Origin of the sequence: Anaerotignum lactatifermentans (assembly GCF_016902535.1) — a bacterium.
GTDB lineage: Bacteria > Bacillota > Clostridia > Lachnospirales > Anaerotignaceae > Anaerotignum > Anaerotignum lactatifermentans_A.
The window spans coordinates 60,440-81,845 of record NZ_JACSNY010000007.1 but is presented as its reverse complement, the minus strand read 5'-3'; the positions used below and the strand labels follow the sequence as shown (position 1 = coordinate 81,845).

Sequence of the window (21,406 nt, the reverse complement as noted above, 5' to 3'; positions counted from 1 at the left end):
CTTTCCAGGGATACCGACGATTCTTTTTTCAAAAATGATTTTTAAAAAGCCAGAGTACACTTACTGTATGCCAAATCCGCCCTGACCTGCCGCCGAGGTCTGGGCCGTTTCTGCTTTCTCCTCCGCCTTCTTTGTGCCTACGGTTACTTCATCCGCCGTAGAACGATAGGAGGAACTGCTGAACCATTCCTTGCTGATCTGTTTGCCGTTTTCATAAACGATTTTATACACACTGACTTTACAGCCCTCTTTGCCCTTGGAAGTCACCTTCCGTTCGCCTTCGGGCATTTCCGGATCTTCCGTCACGATTTCCGCCGGTTTGGCGATGGTAGATTCATATACGGTCTGGAATTCCACCTTTCTGGAAGAGGAATGTTCCTCATGTCCGTAAATATTCATCACCAGATTGCCGCCGCTGGCATAAGCCTCAATCAAAATAGGATACTCCGTATTATTCCGGAATTTCAAGTCTTTGTAATTTCCCGCTACGGCCGCGTCTCTGCCCAAAGGCACATAGCCTACGGTCATGGAATGGGGATACCGTTCCACGATCTCCAGTTCCGCCATGATAGCGGCGTTGTACAGTGTAGTCGTTACCTGACACACACCGCCGGCTATACCGCTTTCCACCTTACCGTTATTATATACCGCCGCGTCCCGATAGCCGCCGGCGTAGGTCTGGGGCCCCAGCTCCACATTGGCGGAAAATACTTCTCCCGGCGTCACAACAGTGCCGTTAATATAATTGCAGCCAACGGCCAGATTGGTATTTCTGTTTTTATCGCTCATGGTATAGGTGGTTTTAAAGCTGCCGATCAGGTCTGTTACATGACTGTTGTCCTCCGCCGTGATCTTAGGCTCTTCCACCTCCGCCACGATCTGCGCCGTTCCGCTGACCTTCGTTTCCAGCACAGCCGCTACGTTGGCCTGCGTTTTTTCCCGGTCCATGACACGGCCTGCCTTTTCCTCGGTAATTACAAATTTCCCATTGGAACGGCTGACGGTACTATCCTCGGCATGGCGGTCAAATTCCTCCGCCACCTGATCCAGTGCCGCCTGCATAGCCTCGTCCTCATAGGTGAATTCCACTTCGATATCCATGCCTTCCTTCAGCAGTGTTTTGCCCACAGCGAAACGCTCCTTATCCGTGCCTTCCCGGCCGGTCTGGTAAGCCGTCTCTACGGCCTCCTCCAGATGGTAGCCGGCGCCCAGTTCCCGGAAGGTCATTTCCCATTTGTCCTCCTCAAAGGAGATGGTCACCTTCTGGTTATCTACCGCGTCCGTATACTGCTGCTGCAAAGCGGCTACCGCCTCTTCCTTGCTCATGCCTGCCACATCCACACCGCCGATGGTAATGCCCTGATAAATGCCTTCCGTCGCCAGCAGCGTCTTGATCTGGTGGCGATTATACATAAAGTACGCAAGCGCGCAGCATACCGCCAGAATCACCACAACAAGCATAGCGATAATGGCCTTTTTATGGGAATTTTGATGCAGTCTCTCTATCCTTGGTTTTTTCTTTTCTTCCATCTTTCTACCCCGATCTTTCTTCATGGTATCTGTTTCCCGCCGCCCCAGGATCTTTGACAGAAAAAGGCTCCCTCTGACAGGAAACTGTTTTTACCGCGTAACGTAACACTCTCTTTATCATAACGAAGCCTTTTAAAAAAAACAATATCAAAACCAATAAATTTCCTTACATTTCTATTACATATCAGGAAACAAATAGAACCGATTCCGGAAAAAAATCATTTCCCTCTTTTTTTCCTGGACTGGGCCAGCTTCTGCGCCGTGGAAATCGTTTCCTTTTCCTCCGCCGGCGCTTTGGCCCCTTCTGTCCGGGGCAGAGGTTCTTCCGGCTTCTTCTTTTCCGCTTTTGCCGTCTTTTTGGTCCCAGCTTTTCTTTGGGGCAGATGCAGCGAAGATGCCGCCTGTTCCAGCCTTGCCGTCACCAGTGTAAAGCGATGGAGGGCAATATCCAGCAAAAACAGCAGCAGCGCCAAAACCAGCAGTACCTTCTGCAATTCCCGCTCCGCCATGGTTCTGGGAACAGCGCCGGAAAACACCTCCGCGCCGGAGGTCAATACCCGTCCGCCGGTACGTGCCGCCGCCTGTTCCAGCAGCGTCCGGCCTCCTGTGCCTTTGGTTAGGTCATATTCCGCCCCATAGGAAATAAAAAAGCCCGTATTGGCATATTCCCATGTGCCATCTTCCTTTTCCTTGCCCACGGAGGCTACATAGGCCCCCTCTGCCGCCGTATCCAGCCATGCTTCATAGACGCCCGGCGAAGTCATGGAAAATATCGCTTCCGACTCTTTTCCTTTGCCGTCTACCACAGACGCCTTAACCTGTTTTATCTCCTCCTCATAGGGCATTTCCAGACGCAGACGGGTCCGGGACTGTTCCGGCGCCGCCGTCATCTTCAGGCTGTCGTCCATGGGACTTTTCATGGTCCAGGAGACCAGATTCCGCAGAATCGTCACACCTTCCGGCTGACTGAGCCAGTCCGCCGTCCATTGACCGGACAGATCCGGGGTCCAGACAGCCGTTCTGCCCAGGCCATACTGCCACGCCGCCAGCACCGGCTCCTGGGTATCACTGATGAGCACCTGATCCGCCCGGCTCTTGGCCGTAGTGCTTACATAGCCTTGCAGCTGGGGCACACGTTCCACGCCGTCCAGAATCACAGACACATCCTTCTGCGCAGGGTAAAAGCTGCGGTTATTCAAAAATTCCTTGCCGGCCAGAATGGTCTCCTTAGCGAAGATTTCCGGCAAATCGGAAAATACATCCGTATAATAATATCGTCCGCCGCCTTCCTCCGCCAACCGCTCCAGAAGCGTTTGATCGGCGTCTTCCCCTACCGCGACAGCAGAAAGGGTCACACCTCTTTGCCGCATTTCCTGCAGCAGGCCATCATAGCCAGACTGTTCCGCCTGACCGTCTGTCAGCAGCAAAATATGCTTCTGCTTGGTTTCGCTTTTGGAAACAGCGTCATAAGCCTGACGCAGGGCCGGCAGAATCGAGGTCCCACCGCTGGCCTGTATGGATGCCACAGCGCTGCTGATTTTCTCCGCATTGGCCGTAACCTCCTGGGGCTCTACCACCCAGCTTGCCTCAGAATCAAACGCAATCACACCTACCCGGTCTCCCTGCTGGAAATGGGAAAGACTGCGGATGACCGCCTCCTTCGCCATGTCGATGCGGGTCACGCCGTAGGTGGCGCTGTCCATACTGCCGGAACGATCAATGACCATAATCATCGTCAGATCCGGCTCCTGGCCTTCTGTTTTCAAATCCATATCTACCGGCAGAATTTCTTCCAGAACAGTACCCTGATAGCCGCCCAGAGCAAAGGCCTTCTCCCCACCGCTGGCAATCAGGCCGCCACCCAGCGTCCGTACGTAGCTTTCCGCCGTGTCCGCCCAGCCATCGGGCAGTTCTCCCAGATCCACATTGGCAAGGATCACAGCGTCATAACGGGAAAGGGCCTCCGCCGACACAGGCGCCGCGGCAGGCTGCACCCGATCCACGGAAACCATGCTGTTTTCCAGAAGCGCCGCCCACTGGCTCTCTTCCGACTCTATGATTAAAAGTCGGGGTACATCTTCAATATAAGTATAATTATAGACCCGGTTGTTCTGGGTCAGGGTATCCTCTGCCGCCTCGATTTCCGCCCAATAGGTCACAGCACCGCCTTCTTTGGTCTGATCCGAAAATACCAGCCGGCTTTCTCCCCGGCGCACAGTGACGTTTTCCTGGGCGATCATGGTGTTTTCCTTATACAGCCGCACCACCGCCTGCGTATCTATGGTGGAATACAGCCGCAACGCGATCTCATACCGGGTATCCTTTCGGATTACCTGATCCAGCTCCATTTGGGTCAGCTGCACCTCCGGACGTTCCTCCTGCTCCAGCGGGTATACATCCAGCACAGCTCCCTGCTGGGCCAGAATATCCGCCCGTTGCAGCAGATCTCCAACGGTCTCCTTCCCATCGGAAAGCAGTACCACCCGCTTGGCGGAACGCTCCGGCAGAAGACTCTGGGCTAATCCCACGGCCCCCGCCAGATCACTGCCGCCGGGGTCCACAGCGGAAAGCAGTCCCGCCGCCAGATCCGACTCCTCCGAAGGCAGCTGCTCCACCGCCGTGGCGGCGCCAAAGCTCACCAGGCCCACAGTCTCTCCGGCGGGACGGTTCTCCTGCGCCGCCTCCAAAAACGCCGTAATCTCATCCAGACTGTCCTGGGCGCTGGCGGAACGGTCCACCGCAAACACCGTAGCCGTATCCTTGGCCGTCAAAATAACCGTAGGCCCCGCCATGGCCAAAATCAGCAGCAGACAGACCATCGCCCGCAGTCCTGTATACAGTTTTTTCTGAAAAGACGAAAGAACGCCGTTTTTCCTCATATGCAGATAAATCCATGCCCCCGCCAAAGGCAGCAGCACCAGCCAAAGGGGAGATGCAAACTCAATTCTCACGGCAATTCACCCGCCATTCTATCAAGATTGCCGCCAATACCAGCAGCAGTACCAGACTCGTCAGATCACGGCTGCCCATCAGAGACTTCTTCGCAGACGTTTCCTGACTTTCCACACTCTGACGGACGCGCAGATCCGATTCCTCCGTCGTCACATTCAAACCAAAAGGGGTCTCCCGCAGCGTCCCCGTACTGTCCTCCTCCCGCAGCCAGTAGACGCCGGCGGTCTTTGTCTGCGTCAGCGTACGTGCCGGAAAAGGCGGCGCAATCTGCACCTCTTCGCCTTCCGGCGTCACTACCCAGGCCCGCTCTGTAGCAGGCTGGAGAGAAAGAGAAAGGGCCTCTCCCGTACCTCCCTGGGCCATGGTCTCCGCCGCCGGGAAATACCATTCCAGCAGACGGTACATCAGCACAGGAAACTCCATTTTCAAGGGAAGATCGCTGTCATGAAGATCAAATCCGAATACGATGCATTTACGTCCCTCCGGCTGTCCGTAAAGAGCCAGAGGCACCCCATCTCCCCAAAGGAACGCGCGGCCCCAGTCCGCCGAAAGGCTTCTGCCTTCCCGCAGGGCAAAGGAAATGCTCTGGGTATCCTCCCAGGGCGTATCCGCGGCGGTTACCATAGAAGAAATCTCCCGCTGTTCCCCCAGTTCCAGTCCCAGCACACTTCCCTCCGGTGCAAAGAACATCGTATAGCCATCATTGGGAAGACGCTCCGGCAGAATGCCATCAAATACATACAGTCCGTAGCCGGACAGGTCCTCCGCCTCATTTGTCACGTACAATTCCACACCATCTACCAGCGAAAGGGCTTTTTCCAGAAAAAGATTGCCTTCACTGACCAGAAGCACCCGATATTTCGTATCGCCGCCGGCACTGCCATAGATAACATCGTCGGCAGGCTGCACATCTCCCGGTGTCATTCGGGCTTCCAGCGCGCCGCTGTTGTCCGGCACACCCAGAAAGACCACGTCTTTCTGGCCTTCCGCCTCCAAAGACACTGTTTTTGTATCAATGGCCACGCCATCGGCAAACAGCGTTACCTCTTTTTCCACCGGCGTACTGCCATAATGACGGACATGGACCAGTACAGAACGTCCATTTTCTCCCGGGGTACCGGAAAGCAGTGTCAGCGCTGTATTTTCTGCCGCGCCGCCATAGGAAAACATCTGCGCGGAAAGCTCCCGCAGGCTGCCGCCGTCATCTCCAAAAAGAAAAATCTCGCCTTCTATGGCATCCTGCTCCGCCTTCAGCAGTGTCTCCGCCTGCTGCCAGTCAATACCCGTACCGCCGGGCGCGGCCTCCTCCAAAGCCCGCAGCACCGTATCCTTTTTGCCGCCGCTGACCGCCGTTTTCGGCGCGTTATCCAGTAGCACCAAAGAAAATACCGTCTGGGAAGGCGCATCCTCCACCAGCCGGGTCATATCGGCCTTTGCCGCGTCAAATCGTGTGCCATCGGCATCCTGTGCCTGCATGCTCACAGAGCAGTCCAATGCCAGCACATAGCTGTTGGCCTCCACCAGCCCCGCCACATGGGGCGAGGCCAGCGCCGCCGCCAGCAGTACCGCCGCCAGCAGCTGCAAAAACAGCAGTTTGTTCCTGCGCAGCTTCTGCCATGGCTGATGGGACTGGGTCTGCCGCAGCACCTTTTCCCAAAGATAAAGACTGGGGATCTGCCGTTCCTTATATTTCTGCTTTAACAAATACATCAGCAGGATCACCGGCACCGCCAAAAGCGCCGCCCATCCCAATGGGTAGAAAAACCGCACGGTCCCCCTCCTTTCTGTTGATCGTCTCTTTATTCAGAAAGACTGCGCAGATATTCTGCCGTCTCCTCATCCACTAGATAATTGGCGGTAAAACTGCCCTGCGGCAGGACCACATCCAGATACTGGGTAATATCTCCCAGGATGGTCAAGGACACCATCTGATCTGCGTACAGCGTCATTTCCGCGATCTCATAATACCGATCCGTGTCTTCCTCTCCCAGATGGATGGTTCCCTTCTGCTGGATGGAAAAATGTGCCGCCTCTTGCATATCCGCCGGGATAGCGTCTGTTTTTTCCCATGCTTCCACATCTGCCTGCTTTCGGAACTCCTCCATATCTTCGATTTCCGTCCACTGGCCGTCTGTGCCCTCGCAAAGCACCTTCAAATTCTTCTTTTCGCTGTCACTATCCGGCACAAGGAGCATTTCCGCCCAATCAATCTCGGCCAGTTTCTCCGAGGCCTTCTCCTTAGCCTCTTCCAGAACGCTGCCCGCTTGGGCCGCCGCGTTTTTCAGTTCCTCCCGAACTTCCTCCTCTGTTTCCCGGTCCAGAGCGCCGCAGCCGCCAAAGGCGCAGACTGCCGCCGCCAATATCGCCAAAAATCGCATTTTCATCCTTTGATACGCCTCCTACCGTTCCAATCCAGAAAAATAATCGGAAACCAGTGTCCGCATCCCATAGGGTACCTGGCTGTTTTCCAGAGAGCTCATGGCTTCCTGCTGATACTGGAGATATACCTGATCGTAGGGCATGCTTTCTCCCGCCTGGCCCATGGTACGATGCTGAGAAATCACGGTGCTGCCGTTTTCCGTATCCTCCCCGGAAAGCTGCACATTCTCTCCTTCCATTCCGGCCGCCGTCCGGCTGTAAATCTCCTCGGCGTTTCCCTGACCGAAGCCACGGCCCTGTCCGCCGCTGCCCTGACCATAGCCGCCGTTGCCGCTGCCTTCTCCCTGGCCCTGGCCGCCGCTGCCCTGCCCCTGACCGTCAGCTTCCACAGCCTGAAGCGTTTGTTGCTCCTGCCCGGTCCGCAGGGTACCGCCTTTTTGCGCCAGACTCAGATTCATTTTTTGCAGACCTGCCCGCAGATTCGCGCCCGAAGCCATCTGTGCCGCTGCCGCCTGCTGAAGTTCTCCCATGGCCTCAGAAGGGTCCATCCCCTCCTCCAGCGCCTTTTGCAGTGCTTCCAGAGCTTCCTTCAGCTGCTGATCGTCTAGCCGATCCGCCGCTTCCCCCATCTGCGCCGCCAGCTCGGCGATCTCCTGTGCCGACATCTGTGTCAGCATCTGCTGGAGGGCAGTCAACGCCTGCTGCATCTGCTGACTGTCCGCATTACGCAGGGCCTCCGCCAGAGACCGGGTGCTTTCCTGATGCTCTATATTCTGCGCCAGTTCCCGCAGGTCCTTGGATACACTTTCCTTTTCCAGCTTTTTCATTTCCTGCTGTGCCTGCTGAACCGCCTCTTTGGCCTCTTTTTCCGTTTTGGCCAGTTTCAGCTCCTTACGCAGGCTCTTGGTCAGTTCATCCAGCAGGTCCTGTTCTTCCCTGGTCAACTCCTCTCGTTTCAGTTCCGCCTCTGCCTGTTCGATCCGTTCCAGCTGGGCTTTGGCGTATATCTCCGCCCGTTCCTCCCGCTGGATGGGCACAAAGCCCGCCCCGGCCGTCAGCACCAGACTTAAACCCAGAATAATCAGCATCTTTCTGGAAAAGCGGAAGACATGGGCCTTAGCGAAATCCGTCTGCTCCGCTTTTTTGACGCCGTCGTCCACCGCCATTTTCTCCATAGTGCTGTATTCCTTCTTTTCCAACAGCTCCAATGTGGTAATCATCCGTTCCTGACCGCCCAAAGCATCCGCCTCCTGGGCCGCCTGGGTCAGGGTAACCGGACGCAGCCAAAAAGCCAGCACCGCCGCGGCTGCCGCCGCCAAAAGCCACAGTCCCGCGCAGCACTGCCAGAGCAGATCCATCCGCACCCATTTGGACAGCAGAACCAATCCAAGGCAGACCACACTGGCGCCGCTCTCCAGCCGCAGAAGCCATTTCAAAAACCGCTCCGCCGCCATTTTTCGCTTTAATGGCGCCAAAAGACGTTGGAATTCTCTCATGATTTCCTCCTTCTTTTTTCCCGTACAGGATCAATCATCCGAGCGGAAAGCCATACAAACAGAGCCGTTACCGCCAGACTTGCCGCCATATGCGCCATCCACAGATGCTCCGCCAGCCAGTACACCAGATTCCCGTCATGATAATAAGCCATATTCAGCAGGCCATGGACAATGCCGCTGCCCATCTGCATATCCATCAGGGAAAAGAATGCCGCGCCGGGGTTCGGCAACAGGATCAACACACTGATCCAAAGCGACATGTCAATTTGTCCGCTGCGTCCGGCAAATAAGGCGTAAAAGGCCAAAAGAATCAATGTGCCGAAACAAAGAACGCCTATAATCAGGTACATCAGTACAATAGAAATCACCGTTTTCCTGAAAATACAGGACAGGAACACGGAAACGGCGCTCAGTGCCAAAGACATCACCAGAATGAAGAGCAGCATCAGCAGGATGCTTCCCAATGAAATACTGCCATAATAAAACGCTACGCCAAAAACAGGAACCGTCGCCACAACCAGCAGCAATACATAAATCAGGGAGGACATCATCTTCCCCCATACAATAGACAAGGGCGTCATTTTCGTTACCAGCAGAAGATCCAGCGTCTGCCGCTCTCGTTCTCCGCTGATGCTGCCTGCCGCGATAGCCGGGGTTGCCAGCATCACCAGTCCCATCTGCACCCCTGCCAGCACCACATACAGCCAGACCATAGCCGCTGGGTCAGTATTATAAAGATAATTCTGAAACATGCTGGCATAAACATAGAAGGCGGCACCGACGGAGGTAATCGCCAGAAAGATCAGCAGCGCGCCGTAGGTCTTCCAGTTTCGCATGGTCGTTACCGCTTCTCTGCGCAATACCGGATTCATCATTGTGCATCCCCTCCTGTCACCTGCATAAATACTTCTTCCAGATTTCCTTCTTTTTCCTTGAAGGTCACCACAGAAACGCCCGCCGCGATAACCTGACGCAAAATCTCCGCCAGCATCTGATCGCTGCCGTCAAAATGGAACTCCAGATCCAGCGTATTCTCAATCACATCCTGCACACTGGGCTGTTCCCGCAGAATTGCCGCCGCCTTTTCTACCTGATCCAGCGGCCGCAGATAAATGGTACGTTTCTGCACCAATCGTTTCATGATCTCCTGCACCGTTCCCTGGGCCGCCAATCTGCCCCGGTCAATGATACCCACTTCCGTACACATCTCCGCCAGTTCCGGCAGGATATGGGAGCTGATGATGACGGTCTTGCCCATCTGCTGAAGCTGCTTCAGGATCTCCTTCATCTCCACTCTGGCACGAGGGTCCAGACCAGAAGCCGGTTCATCCAGAATCAGCAGCTTCGGGTCATGGATCAGACTTCTGGCAAGGCAGAGCCTCTGCTTCATGCCACGGGACAGAGCATCCACGTAATCGTTTTTCTTATGAGACAAATCCACGATCTCCAGCAGATCATCAATGAGCGCCGGGCGATCCTTGTAAGGAATTTCATAGGCCCCGGCGTAGAAGTCCATATATTCCGTTACCTTCAAATTATCATACACACCGAAAAAGTCCGGCATATAGCCAATCTTAGAACGCAGAAGTCTCGGATTTTTCGTCAGATCCACGTCCTCCATGAAAATGCCGCCGGAGGTAGCGGGAAGCAGCCCCGCCATAATCCGCATGGTCGTGGTCTTTCCCGCGCCGTTGGGACCCACAAAGCCAAAAATACTCCCCTGGGAAACATGCAGACAAAGCCCGTCCACTGCCGTAAAGGAGCCGTATTTTTTTACCAGATCCTTGATCTCAAGCATATTTTCCGCCTCCTTCCATGCGCATTTCCGGTGTAATAACCGTATCCGAGCCCATCAGATGCAGACGAACCAGAATGGTATTGTCTCCATCCACATAATCCGCCGTATTTTCATAGGGTACTTCCTGCAAAATCTCCCATTGTCCTGTCCGAAGATTATAGATTTCCGTTTTTTGGCTGACCACATAAGACTGACTGCTCAAACGGAACTGGAACAAATCAATCCGTAAATCGCTGTCTACCTGATATTTCAGTGTAACGTCCCGTTCTTCCTCCCCATAAGGAGAGAGGAAATGCCGGCCTTCCCAGGAATCGTAATACAGATCATATCCCTGGCCATTGGTCTCGGTGGCCTGCGGCCCGATCATATAGGGCAGGGAGAACTGCTCCATTTTCGCCAGATCCTGCCGAACAGGGATATGGTACAGATGCAGGTTCGTTTCTCTGGGTTCTTTGCCGTTGACGGTCTTCGCACCCGTCAGCAACGGCGCGTCACTGAATCCAAAAAAGGTGCAGATCTCCTGCTCACTGTCAAAATATCCTTCGCCGCGGTCGGAATCATACATATTCAGAAGATCCTCCTCCAGATTCAAACGGAAGGCCTCCTGTCTGGTGATCGTTCCCTGCTCTGCCAGCTGAGACATGGAGGTTTCGCCGCCCCATACGGCAGTGCGCAGAGTATTGCGCAGGGTATCCTCGCCCATGGCCTCCGTATCCAGAGAAACCTCTCTGCTTTCTCCCGCAGGGAGCTCCCCTAGGGGCAGATACTGCTCGTGCAGACGAATATAGGCATCCACAAAATCCACGTTAGAATCATTTTCGATCAGGCAGTAAACCACACTGCCCTCTGTACGTACCTGGCATTGTACCGTTCCGCCCAGATCCACAATGCTTCTGGCCGTCAATTCGCAGCTTTCCCAGGTAGAAAGATCGTAGAAGGTAAGTCGGTTTGTCTCTCCCGCTTCCACGCGATATTCACATTCTTCCGTATTTTCTCCGCTGAAATAGTAGTAATCCTCCATTTTCGGCAAAACAGGAAGCTGGTCCTCCATGGCAAGCACAAGATCTCCCTTTTTCGGTGATTTCACCGTAATGCCAATATCCGCCCGTCCATAGGAAGCCTCCGGCGCCACATCAATGACAGACACCACGCTGAGCATACTGTCCTTATAAGCGCTGCCCATAGAGCACAGCAGTGCCGCGCCCAGGAATACAAAGGCCATCACCGGGATACATACCCAGCCCAGAACCTGTTTTTCCTTTTTCTTCAGCACCACATACAGCACCGGCCCCACCAGCACCATATAGACAATAATACAGCCAAATACCAGCCAAATGCCGCCGTTATCCATACCGGGGAAACGATCCGCATAATGGTCCATATAATTGGTCTCCACATCGGACGCCAATTCTAACTGGTCACCGGACCATCTCAGGCAGCTGTCCGCCACCAGAGCGGAGGCATTTGGCAAATTGGAAAATGGCGTCAGGCCTAAGGAAAAATGATAGAGCAGGACGTTTCCGCCGCCGCACGTCAGCGTACTGGCCAATACTGTGCCATTATCCTCCCAGTACTGACGCAAAAGTTCCGATTCCAGCACTGCCGTCTGCATCGGCTGGGACAGTGTCACACTGCCTCCCGCCAGATCTGTGAAAGCGGACACCGTTCCACTGCCCGCCGTCCTGATGTCTCCCAAAAAAGTCAGACCGGACAGCACACGGTTAGCATGGGGGCCTGTTCCCAATATCAACAGGCCGCCGCTGCGCAGCCAGCTTTCCAAAGCCCCTTTCTGCTGGGCCGTCAATACAGACGTATCAAAATCATCTATCACAACCAGATCAAAATTTTCCATGACTACCTGCTCCGAAGGGAACTGGCTCCCGTCCAGGAAAAATACCTGGTTCCGTTCCGCCGGCAGAAGATCCGCCAGACTGGACAGATAGTTCAGCTGCTCCGGCTGACTGCTGAGCACCGCCACAGCCACCGTTTCCGGAGCCAGCGCTTCCACCGGCACGTTTTTGCGGTATACCACACGTTCCTGCTGGTCCACCAGCTCCACTTCCATATATTTACGCACACTGCCAATGCCAATTTCCATGGAAATCTGCTCTGTGGCTCCCTGAGGCAGTTCCAAAGGCTGGGCATAGAGCGCGTAGGATTGGAAATTCCGGCTGTCGTTTCCATATAAATATGTTTTCAGACGAAGCTCTCCCTTGAAATTCCCGGCCAGATTGGTGATCTGCCCGGAAAAAGGCGTCATCTCGCCCACAATATATTTCCCGTCAAATCCAATGGAAAAATCCGCGGAAAAACTGGACTGTCCCATTTCCTCCTCCGGCGTTTCCACAGGCGCTTCCTCTTCCGGCGTCACCGTCACGGTATCCGTAACCTCTACGGCCACAGCCGCCTCCGCCGCGAAGGCCGGCGACAATAATCCCAGAACCATAATGACAGCGATCATAACGGCGATCACCGCAAAGGCGCGTCTTTTCCATTTTTGCTTTTGTTGATACTGCATAGGACCTCCCACCTTTTTCTCCTGTTTTTTCCATAAATATCTGGTTTTATTATACCAATCCCCCAAATTGAATGTTTTAACTCTTTCTTACGATTTTTTATCGTTCTCCTTTAGAAATACGCCTGCGGGCAGACCCATTTCCCCCAGAAACCGGGAGGGCTTCATCTGCCGCTCATATCGTTTTCCACAGAAGGAAAGGAATAAACGGCTGCGGGCTCTGGTCAGGCCCACATAAAACAGTCTGCGCTCTTCCTCCAACGCCGCCCCTTCTCTTCCTTTTTCATAGGGCAGTATGCCCTCCGCCAAAGAAGGCAGGAATACCGCCGTAAATTCCAGGCCTTTGGCGGAATGGATGGTAGTCAGACTGACCGCCGGCCCCTGAGGCGCTTTCTGCTGCTCCTGCATCTGCCGGCTCATTTCCTCCAGCCGTTTTTCAAAGGCGGAACAGTTGTCCGCATCCTTGGCGGTCTCTGTAATTTCATCGGCGATCTCCAGAAAATGGGGCAGATTGGCCTTTCGAAAAGCAGCGTAATCGTTCAGGTATTCATCATAACCCGTGACATTTCGTATGTAGCGCAGAGCCTCATAGGGCGCTCTTTTCCTGATCTGCGCCAGATCCTCCCGCAGACGGAGCAGAGGCTCCTCCTGCCATTTTTTCAGGGAGGGGCAGACAAAAAGACTGCGAAGCAGGCCATAGGGCATCCGCTGCGCCTCCTCCAGAAGCTCTTTGCTGATATAGCGTTTGGGTTTATTCAGAATACGCAGCAAGGCGCTGTCGCTGTCCTCATTTTCCGCCAGATGGAGATAGGCCAGCAGATCCCGGGCGATCCAATGGGTATAAATATTGCTGCCGCCGTCCCGCAGGCGGTAAGGAATCCCTTTTCGGTAGAGGGCTCTGGCAAAGGCGCCGCCCTGTACATTGGTACGGTAGATGACGGCAATCTCCTGAGGCTCTACGCCCTCTTCCAGCAGACGCTGTATTTTTTCCGCCACCAGCTCCGCTTCCTGTGCCGCGTCCCTGGCGGAAAAGACGCTGATCTTATCCCCTTCGCCGCCTATGCCGCGCATCCCTTTGGCAAAGCGGTATGTATTGAAGGCAATGACCTGCTCCGCCAGCCGGATGATCCTGCCGCTGGAACGGTAATTGGTATCCAGCGTCACCCGGGCCGCCTGAGGGTAGGCCTTCGGAAATTCCAGCATAAATTCCGGTCTGGCTCCACGAAAACCATAAATGCTCTGGTCGTCGTCGCCCACTACGAACAGATTGTTCTGGGGCGCTGCCAGCAGCTTCAGCACCTGATACTGGGCCTGATTCACGTCCTGGAACTCGTCGGCCAAAATATAGGCAAAGCGGGTCTGCCAATAGCGCAGACTATTCGTGTCCTGCCGCAGCAGCGTATAGCACTCCGTAAGCATATCGTCAAAATCCAGCTTTTCCACCCTTCTTTTATAGGAAGCGTATCCCTTCGCCAGAAAGCGGAATTCCTCCTGAGGCAATCCCTCCGGCTGAAAACTTTCCAGATCCTTCAATTCATTTTTCATCAGCGACAGTTGGTTGAGAAACTGCTCCAGATATTCCTCCTCATCGGCAGCAGAGATGTGCCCGTCCCGCAGCAGCTGACGCAGACAGCCCTTCTTCTCTTCCTCCTGCAGCACCTGTTCCACCTGATAGCCGTAAGCACGGCGCAGAATACGGAAAAATACGCTGTGGAAAGTTCCAAACAGGACGCCTGTCCGCCCTTTCAGCGCAAAATACCGGCTCTTCATCTGTTCCGCCGCCGCTTTGGAAAAGGTAATGACCAGGATACTTCTGGGGTCAATGCCCATGGTTTCCGTCATGTGCCGCAGCCGATGGACGATAACCGTTGTCTTTCCGCTGCCCGGCCCCGCCAGCACCAGCATCGGCCCTTCCCCATGAAGAATGGCTTTCTTCTGATTTTCGTTGAACTTCATTTCCATAGCGACACTCCCGTCGTTCTTTTCAAATCGTGAATGAGATTTTCTGCTTTTTTCTATCTTTTTGTATCAAGTATACCATATTTCCCCTCTTCCTTAAAAAAATCTTTATAGGATCGTAACTTTTTCCTGCTTGTAAAAAACCCCAGATTATATTAAAATTTCTAAAGAAAGCAAAACCATAAGAAGTAAGGAGGGGAAGTCATGAATATCGGTATTTTTTCCGATACGTATTTCCCGCAGCTCAACGGCGTGGCTACTTCGATTCAAACCCTTAGCCGGGAACTGCGCAAAAAAGGTCATAATGTCTATATCTTCACACCCTATGACCCCAGGCAGCCTCAGGAGCCGGACGAAAATATCTTCCGACTGCCGAGCATGCCTTTTCTTTTCGTCAAAAATTATCGGGCCTGCTTCGTCTGCCCGCCTCATATTTTATATAAGATCCATGGTCTCCATCTGGATATAATCCACACCCAGACGGAATTCTCCATGGGCTTTTTCGGCAAAGTTGTTTCTAAAGCCCTGGGGATTCCCATGATCCACACCTATCACACGAAATATGAGGACTATGTTCATTATATCATGAAAGGACATCTGCTGTCGGCAGAAGGCGCCAGAGAATTCAGCCGTATTTTCTGCAATACCGCCACAGCGGTCATCGCTCCCACAAAGAAAACGGCGGATCTGCTGGATTCCTACGGCGTTGTAAAGCCTATCTCCATTATCCCCACCGGCATAGATACCTCTCATTTCAAAAAAAGCAATTATGCCAGAGAGGATGTACTGGCGCTGCGCCGGAGTCTGGGGCTGGCGGAGGATACGCCTGTGATCCTTTCCATCGGCCGCATCGCCAAGGAAAAAAGCATCGACGTTGTCATTGGCGCTCTGCCCAAGCTGCTGAAAAAATGCCCTGATACCAAAATGGTCATTGTGGGGGAAGGCATGGAAATAGAAAATCTCCAGCACTATGCGGATTCGCTGGGCGTTGGGGACCATCTGCTCTTTACCGGAGGGAAATCCTGGGAGGAGATCGGTCTTTATTACCAGCTGGGAGATGTTTTTTGCAGCGCTTCTCTTTCGGAAACCCAGGGACTTACCTTTGCGGAAGCCATGGCGGCGGGCATCCCCGTTGTCGCCAGAAGAGACGAATGTATTGAAAATATCATGACCCATAACGAAACCGGTCTGCTTTTTGAGGAGCCAGAAGAGCTTCCGGAACTGCTGTATCGTGTGCTGACAGACGCGGCCCTGCGCCAACGCATTACGGATGCCGCCGTAAACGCCATGGACGCGTTATCCGTGGAAGCCTTCGCCAACCATGTGGAACAGCTGTATCTGCGTACCTTGGCAGAGTACGAACAGGCGCCCAGATGGCTGCCGAAAATCTCCGGCGCCAAACGGACCGCCAGACGAATTCGTCAGCTGCCTGCTACCCTCATCCATCATGGCAGTCATGCCGAGGAAAAGAAGTGATCCCTTCGCCGCCTTGCCGCGTCAAACGGCTGGGCGGCGGTTAAATTTCAACTTTTTTCATTTTTCTCTTGACAAACCTTCTTGTCTGATGTAATATATTTCTTGCGTGAATTAAATATGTGAGTGTAGCTCAGCTGGATAGAGCGTCTGACTACGGATCAGAAGGTCGCGTGTTCGAATCATGTCACTCACGGCAAAAGGACTGTTGGAAAACAGTCCTTTTTTTGTGCCAATTTCATAGAAAACAAAGGCCGCCGGAATCCTTTGAGCTGTCTGGATTGCCGGCGATTGCACGCCATGCGCCTTTTTCAAAGCAATCCTGTTATCTTCCTCAAAAACAGAAACCTCTCCCTTTTCAAAGGAAGGCCTTTCCCCTTCCGTCTTCCGGCATAAAAAAAGCGGCCAAAGGCCGCTTTTTCTATTCGTGGATGAACTTCCGAAAAATGATTACAATAATTATTTGTCAACAGTAGGAATTTCGTCGTCGGACCAGCCTTCCATATTGTCAGCAAACAGATATTTCTTTGTTTCCGCAACGATAACGCCGCTCAGACCAAGCAGTGCGATCAAGTTGGGGAATGCCATCAAAGCGTTCAGGATATCCGCAACGCCCCAGATCAGGTCCAGGCTGACTACGGAACCGATGAATACAACGATGGTCCACAGAATACGGAAAGGCATGATTGCTTTCTGACCTACCAGGTATACCCAGCATCTTTCACCGTAGTAGCTCCAGCCCAGGATGGTGGACCAAGCGAAGGTGATCAGACCGATAGTCAATACGATAGGACCAACTACGGGGATCAGGCCAAATGCTTTGGAAGTCAGGTCGCCGCCTGTCAGACCCTGCAGTTCGCCGGGGTTTCTCAGGATAGAGGAAACCAGAACCAGACCTGTCAGCGCACATACGATAACAGTATCCCAGAATACACCAGTCATGGCGATCAGGCCCTGACGAACGGGGTTTCTGGTAACAGCTGCCGCGTCAACGATAGGCGCGGAACCCAGACCGGCTTCATTTGTGAACAGACCGCGGGCAATACCAAAACGAACTGCCAGCATAAATGTGGAACCAATGAAACCGCCGCCTGCTGCTCTAGGTGTGAACGCGCTGCTAACGATAGTTACCAGAGCTTCGCCCAGATACGCACGGTTCAGAACCAAGATAATGATACAGCCAAGGATGTAGAAACCAGCCATGAAAGGAACCAGTTTTTCACATACTTTTGCGATAGACTTAACGCCGCCCAGAATAACCAGACCGGTCAGTACAGTCAGGATCGCACCAGTGATGTAAGGAGAAACGCCAAATGTGCTGTTTACCATACCTGTAATGGAGTTGCCCTGTGTACCGTTACCGATACCGAAGCAGGCAAGACCAGCAAACAGTGCGAACAGAACGCCCAGCCATTTCTGTTTCAGACCTCTTTCCAGAGCGTACATAGGACCACCGATCATACCGCCGTCCTTACCTTTTACTCTGTACTTGATCGCCAATACGGCTTCACCGTATTTGGATGCGATACCAAAGCAGCCTGTGATCCAAACCCAGAAAACTGCGCCAGGACCGCCGGATGCGATGGCTGTCGCAACACCGACGATGTTACCGGTACCGATGGTCGCTGCCAGTGCAGTTGCCAGCGCGCCGAAACCGGATACGTCGCCTTCCGCCTCTTTGTCAGGGGTAACGGAGAGTTTGATGCCTTTGAATACGTATCTCTGAATCACCCGTGTACGGATGGTCAGGAACACGTGGGTACCAAACAGCAAAACCAGCATAACGGGTCCCCATACTACGCCCTGGATACTAGAAATAACATCCATCATAATTATTCCCTCCCAAATATGAATAGAATGATTGCAAATGCCAAAATCGACTTGGGATTTCTTGCCCGCATCCCACGAATTATGCGGGAAAAAAATCGTATAATTCCCTCTCTGTCGAATTGAACATCTGCTACTATTTTATCGCATTTCAAAAAAATTACAAGCAATTTTTTACGAATGAAAATCAAGTGAAATATGCATTTTATCAAAATTTACACAAATTTTATTAAAATGATCTAGGTACATTGTATTTTTTATATAATATTCACCAAATTCTTCCAGTGCCATTCCCCCTTACATCTTAATGGAATATTAACAAAATATTTTTCGTAAAACGAGAAAAAACTAGGCCTTTTCCACAGGCTCATATGGATTTCGGGACATTTTTGCGGACATTTATGGTTTCAGCAGCGGACACTGGAAAAATATGGATATCCATTTCCTGTTTTTCCTTGTTTCCGGCCAGTACTTCCTTTCCACCAACAACCGCCAGACAAAGCGAACACGCCCCCGTCCCCGGCTCTTTGCTCCAACGGCTCCCAAAGGCGGAATGGTCAAAACCCTTGCACAGCAAAGACTGCGGCCGCATCCGCTTTCTGAAAAAATGCCGTCAAATCCGTTTTTTCCAAAACACACAAAAAAACCGCAGGAGAAACTCTCCTGCGGTTTTGCCGATTTTTTCCGTAATGCTGTTTCCAGCTGAAAAATCAATGTCTGTCTACAAGGGGAACCTCGTCATCAGACCAAGCATCCATATTGTCGTCGAACAGATATTTCTTTGTTTCCGCTGCGATTACGCCGCTCAGACCAAGCAGAGCAACCAGGTTGGGGAATGCCATCAAAGCATTCAGAATATCCGCGATACCCCATACCAGATCCAGGCTGACAACGGAACCGATGAATACAACGATAGTCCATGCTACACGGAAAGGCATAATTGCTTTTTCGCCTACCAGATATACCCAGCATCTTTCACCATAGTAGCTCCAGCCCAGGATGGTGGACCATGCGAAGGTAATCAGACCGATGGTCAGTACGGCAGGACCGATAACAGGGATGGTAGCGAATGCTGCGGAGGACAGGTCGCCGCCAGTCAGGCCGCCCAGTTCGCCGGGGTTTCTCAGGATAGAGGAAACCAGAACCAGACCTGTCAGTGCACATACGATGATAGTATCCCAGAATACGCCAGTCATAGCGATCAGACCCTGACGAACGGGGTTTCTGGTCATAGCAGCCGCGTCGGCGATAGGAGCGGAGCCCAGACCGGATTCATTCGTGAACAGACCGCGGGCAATACCGAAACGAATTGCCATCATTACTGTTGCGCCGATGAAGCCGCCGCCCATAGCGTTGCCGGTAAACGCGCTCTTAATGATTGTGGTGAAAGCTTCACCCAGGTAAGAACGGTTCAGGATCAGAATTACGATACAGCCGATGATGTAGAAGCCAGCCATGAAAGGAACCAGCTTTTCACATACTTTAGCGATAGATTTAACGCCGCCCAGGATAACCGCGCCTGTACCAATGGTCAGGACGATACCTGTGATGTAAGGAGAAATGCCGAAGTTTGCCTGTACCATGCCTGTGATGGAGTTGCCCTGTGTACCGTTACCGATACCGAAGCAGGCAAAACCAGCGAACAGTGCGAACAGAATACCCAGCCATTTCTGTTTCAGACCTCTTTCCAGAGCGTACATAGGACCACCGTTCATAGCGCCGTCAGAACCTTTTACTCTGTATTTGATTGCCAGTACGGCTTCGCCGTATTTAGAAGCGATACCGAACAGACCTGTCAGCCATACCCAGAAAACTGCGCCAGGACCGCCGGATGCAATCGCTGTTGCTACACCGACGATGTTACCAGTACCGATGGTCGCAGCCAGCGCAGTTGCCAGCGCGCCGAAACCGGATACGTCGCCTTCTGCTTCTTTATCGGGTGTAATGGAAAGCTTAATGCCTTTAAACACATATCTCTGGATTACTTTTGTACGGATTGTCAGGAACACATGTGTACCAAACAGCAGTACCAGCATGACCGGACCCCATACTACGCCTTGAATGCTAGAAATAATGTCCATCATAATAATTCCCTCCCATAATGATTTATAAAATATAATCATTGCGTGAATCCCGTTTTTTCGTCATTTCGGCATTTTCTTTTCAGTCCGCGGCTCTGAAACGAAAGGGCCGAAGTACATAGAAAAAACAGAACTCAAAGATATTTTATCCATAACTTCCAAAAGCCGCAAGGGAGAATTCCATATTTTAACAGTATCTTTATGCCTTTTATGTAAAAAAAATGCCAATCAACGAACTATTTTTTAGCATGTTTACTCTGGTTATTTTATGTTTCGCAATAGTAAAAAACAGCTCGAAACCGCGCCGTATCGTGCATTTTCTGTTTACTCCAGCCGAAATTGCAGCAGGATAGGGTTATGGTCGGAATACTGATATCCCGTATCCAGAACCTCCAGATCTTCCAGTATCACATTCTCCGAAATCAGAAAACCATCCACCGTTACCTGTAAGGAGGTCTGCGGATCATAGGGTGTATCGGTATAACGGGTGCTGTCCGCCATTTCCTCCCGTTCCCGCTCCGAAAGCAGATCCATAGCGGAAACAATGCCTTCCGGCAGGCGTTCTCTGGGGAAAATATGGGCCCAGCTGTAAGCGTTTTCCTCCCCCGCTTCTGTACGTTTCATATCATGGTTAAAGTCTCCGCCGCAAATAATGTAATTGCCTTTTTCCAGCTCCGCCGCCATATCCGCCGCCAGCAGATCCACCTGTCCGGCCCGGACGCTGTCGTCATGGCCATAGGCGGAAAGATGGACTTCATACAGACAGAGCGTCTTTCCATTCTCCACAGGAATACGGATGCGGCTGTAACACCGGTCCAGATCCATCAGCTTCCGCCAGCCCGATGCCACCGGCAGACTCCTTCGTTCCGCCTCCTCCATCGGGAAGCGGGAAAAAGCGGCAATAGAGGAAAGGGATTTCCCGTGAGGCTCCCAGGGCGGCACCATCAGATAGGCCGAATCGTAATTGACGGCATTGGTACTGTCATAGGCCGTAAAATATTCTTTCAGCAGGTCATACTGGTTGATATGATGGCTTCTGGTAGAATCCAGATCCACCTCCTGAAACAGCAGAAAGTCCGCCGCCTGCGCCGCCGCTGTTTCCGCCGCGCCCCGAATGCAGTTCTCCACGCTTTCGGCGCTTTCCGCCACTGATCGTTTCCCGCCGTCCATAAAGAACGTAAAGTCCGGCGTATAAGCCCCAAAGCCCAGATTATAGGTGAGGGCCCGGTATGAGACTCCCGTTTTCACGGCACTCTCCCCCGTTCCCCGGCTGATCTGCTGTACCATCTCATCGGGAAGACGGTGATAGGTCAGCCAAACATATGCCCCATAGAGCGCCACCGCCGCCGCGCAGCCACAGCCCACCAGTCCGATCTTCTTCCATATCCCTTTCATA

The 21,406-nt window shown here is 52.7% G+C and carries 14 protein-coding genes and 1 tRNA gene; 3 read left to right on the top strand and 12 right to left on the bottom strand.

Features of this window, described 5'->3' with window-relative positions:
- Positions 1 to 60: 60 nt before the first annotated feature.
- The 9 genes from H9X84_RS07370 to H9X84_RS07330 form a co-directional block, all read right to left on the bottom strand.
- Positions 61 to 1,554 carry a VanW family protein gene (locus H9X84_RS07370; protein ID WP_205133651.1) on the bottom strand — a complete coding sequence of 498 codons (1,494 nt, stop codon included), beginning with the start codon at positions 1,552 to 1,554 and terminating at the stop codon, positions 61 to 63.
- A gap of 194 nt (positions 1,555 to 1,748) precedes the next feature.
- The gene (locus H9X84_RS07365) at positions 1,749 to 4,481 is read right to left on the bottom strand and encodes a VWA domain-containing protein (protein WP_205133650.1); all 2,733 of its coding nucleotides are present in this window, start codon (positions 4,479 to 4,481) and stop codon (positions 1,749 to 1,751) included.
- The gene (locus H9X84_RS07360; protein ID WP_205133649.1) at positions 4,471 to 6,252 is read right to left on the bottom strand and encodes a vWA domain-containing protein; all 1,782 of its coding nucleotides are present in this window, start codon (positions 6,250 to 6,252) and stop codon (positions 4,471 to 4,473) included. Before H9X84_RS07360 ends, H9X84_RS07365 begins: the two co-directional genes overlap by 11 nt.
- 29 nt (positions 6,253 to 6,281) lie before the next feature.
- Positions 6,282 to 6,866 (bottom strand): hypothetical protein, encoded by a 585-nt coding sequence (locus tag H9X84_RS07355; protein WP_205133648.1) that lies wholly within the window; start codon positions 6,864 to 6,866, stop codon positions 6,282 to 6,284.
- A gap of 15 nt (positions 6,867 to 6,881) precedes the next feature.
- A complete protein-coding gene (locus H9X84_RS07350; protein ID WP_205133647.1) occupies positions 6,882 to 8,357 on the bottom strand; it encodes a hypothetical protein in 1,476 nt (491 codons plus the stop codon).
- Entirely contained in the window at positions 8,354 to 9,232 is an 879-nt protein-coding gene (locus H9X84_RS07345; protein WP_205133646.1) for an ABC transporter permease, read from the bottom strand. Before H9X84_RS07345 ends, H9X84_RS07350 begins: the two co-directional genes overlap by 4 nt.
- A complete protein-coding gene (locus H9X84_RS07340; protein ID WP_205133645.1) occupies positions 9,229 to 10,155 on the bottom strand; it encodes an ABC transporter ATP-binding protein in 927 nt (308 codons plus the stop codon). Before H9X84_RS07340 ends, H9X84_RS07345 begins: the two co-directional genes overlap by 4 nt.
- A complete protein-coding gene (locus H9X84_RS07335) occupies positions 10,148 to 12,673 on the bottom strand; it encodes a hypothetical protein (RefSeq protein WP_205133644.1) in 2,526 nt (841 codons plus the stop codon). The genes H9X84_RS07340 and H9X84_RS07335 overlap by 8 nt, the downstream gene beginning before the upstream one ends.
- An 87-nt stretch (positions 12,674 to 12,760) precedes the next feature.
- A complete protein-coding gene (locus H9X84_RS07330) occupies positions 12,761 to 14,632 on the bottom strand; it encodes an ATP-dependent helicase (RefSeq protein WP_205133643.1) in 1,872 nt (623 codons plus the stop codon).
- 201 nt (positions 14,633 to 14,833) lie between these two features.
- Between H9X84_RS07330 and H9X84_RS07325 the strand changes: the two genes are divergently transcribed.
- Both H9X84_RS07325 and H9X84_RS07320 read left to right on the top strand, forming a co-directional pair.
- A complete protein-coding gene (locus tag H9X84_RS07325; protein WP_205133642.1) occupies positions 14,834 to 16,105 on the top strand; it encodes a glycosyltransferase family 4 protein in 1,272 nt (423 codons plus the stop codon).
- A 119-nt stretch (positions 16,106 to 16,224) separates the two neighbouring features.
- A tRNA-Arg gene (locus tag H9X84_RS07320) sits at positions 16,225 to 16,298 on the top strand.
- A 263-nt stretch (positions 16,299 to 16,561) separates the two neighbouring features.
- Here the strand turns inward: H9X84_RS07320 and H9X84_RS07315 are convergent.
- The gene (locus H9X84_RS07315; protein ID WP_330612301.1) at positions 16,562 to 17,932 is read right to left on the bottom strand and encodes an alanine/glycine:cation symporter family protein; all 1,371 of its coding nucleotides are present in this window, start codon (positions 17,930 to 17,932) and stop codon (positions 16,562 to 16,564) included.
- Positions 17,933 to 18,359: 427 nt separating this feature from the next.
- Between H9X84_RS07315 and H9X84_RS07310 the strand changes: the two genes are divergently transcribed.
- Positions 18,360 to 18,635: a hypothetical protein gene (locus H9X84_RS07310; protein ID WP_205133641.1), complete on the top strand. Its 276-nt coding sequence runs from the start codon at positions 18,360 to 18,362 to the stop codon at positions 18,633 to 18,635.
- Positions 18,636 to 18,639: 4 nt separating this feature from the next.
- On the opposite strand, the gene H9X84_RS07305 is transcribed toward H9X84_RS07310, so the two are convergent.
- Together H9X84_RS07305 and H9X84_RS07300 are read right to left on the bottom strand one after the other, a co-directional pair.
- Positions 18,640 to 20,013 carry an alanine/glycine:cation symporter family protein gene (locus H9X84_RS07305; protein WP_330612300.1) on the bottom strand — a complete coding sequence of 458 codons (1,374 nt, stop codon included), beginning with the start codon at positions 20,011 to 20,013 and terminating at the stop codon, positions 18,640 to 18,642.
- A gap of 321 nt (positions 20,014 to 20,334) precedes the next feature.
- Positions 20,335 to 21,405 carry an endonuclease/exonuclease/phosphatase family protein gene (locus tag H9X84_RS07300; RefSeq protein WP_205133640.1) on the bottom strand — a complete coding sequence of 357 codons (1,071 nt, stop codon included), beginning with the start codon at positions 21,403 to 21,405 and terminating at the stop codon, positions 20,335 to 20,337.
- Position 21,406: the final 1 nt, after the last annotated feature.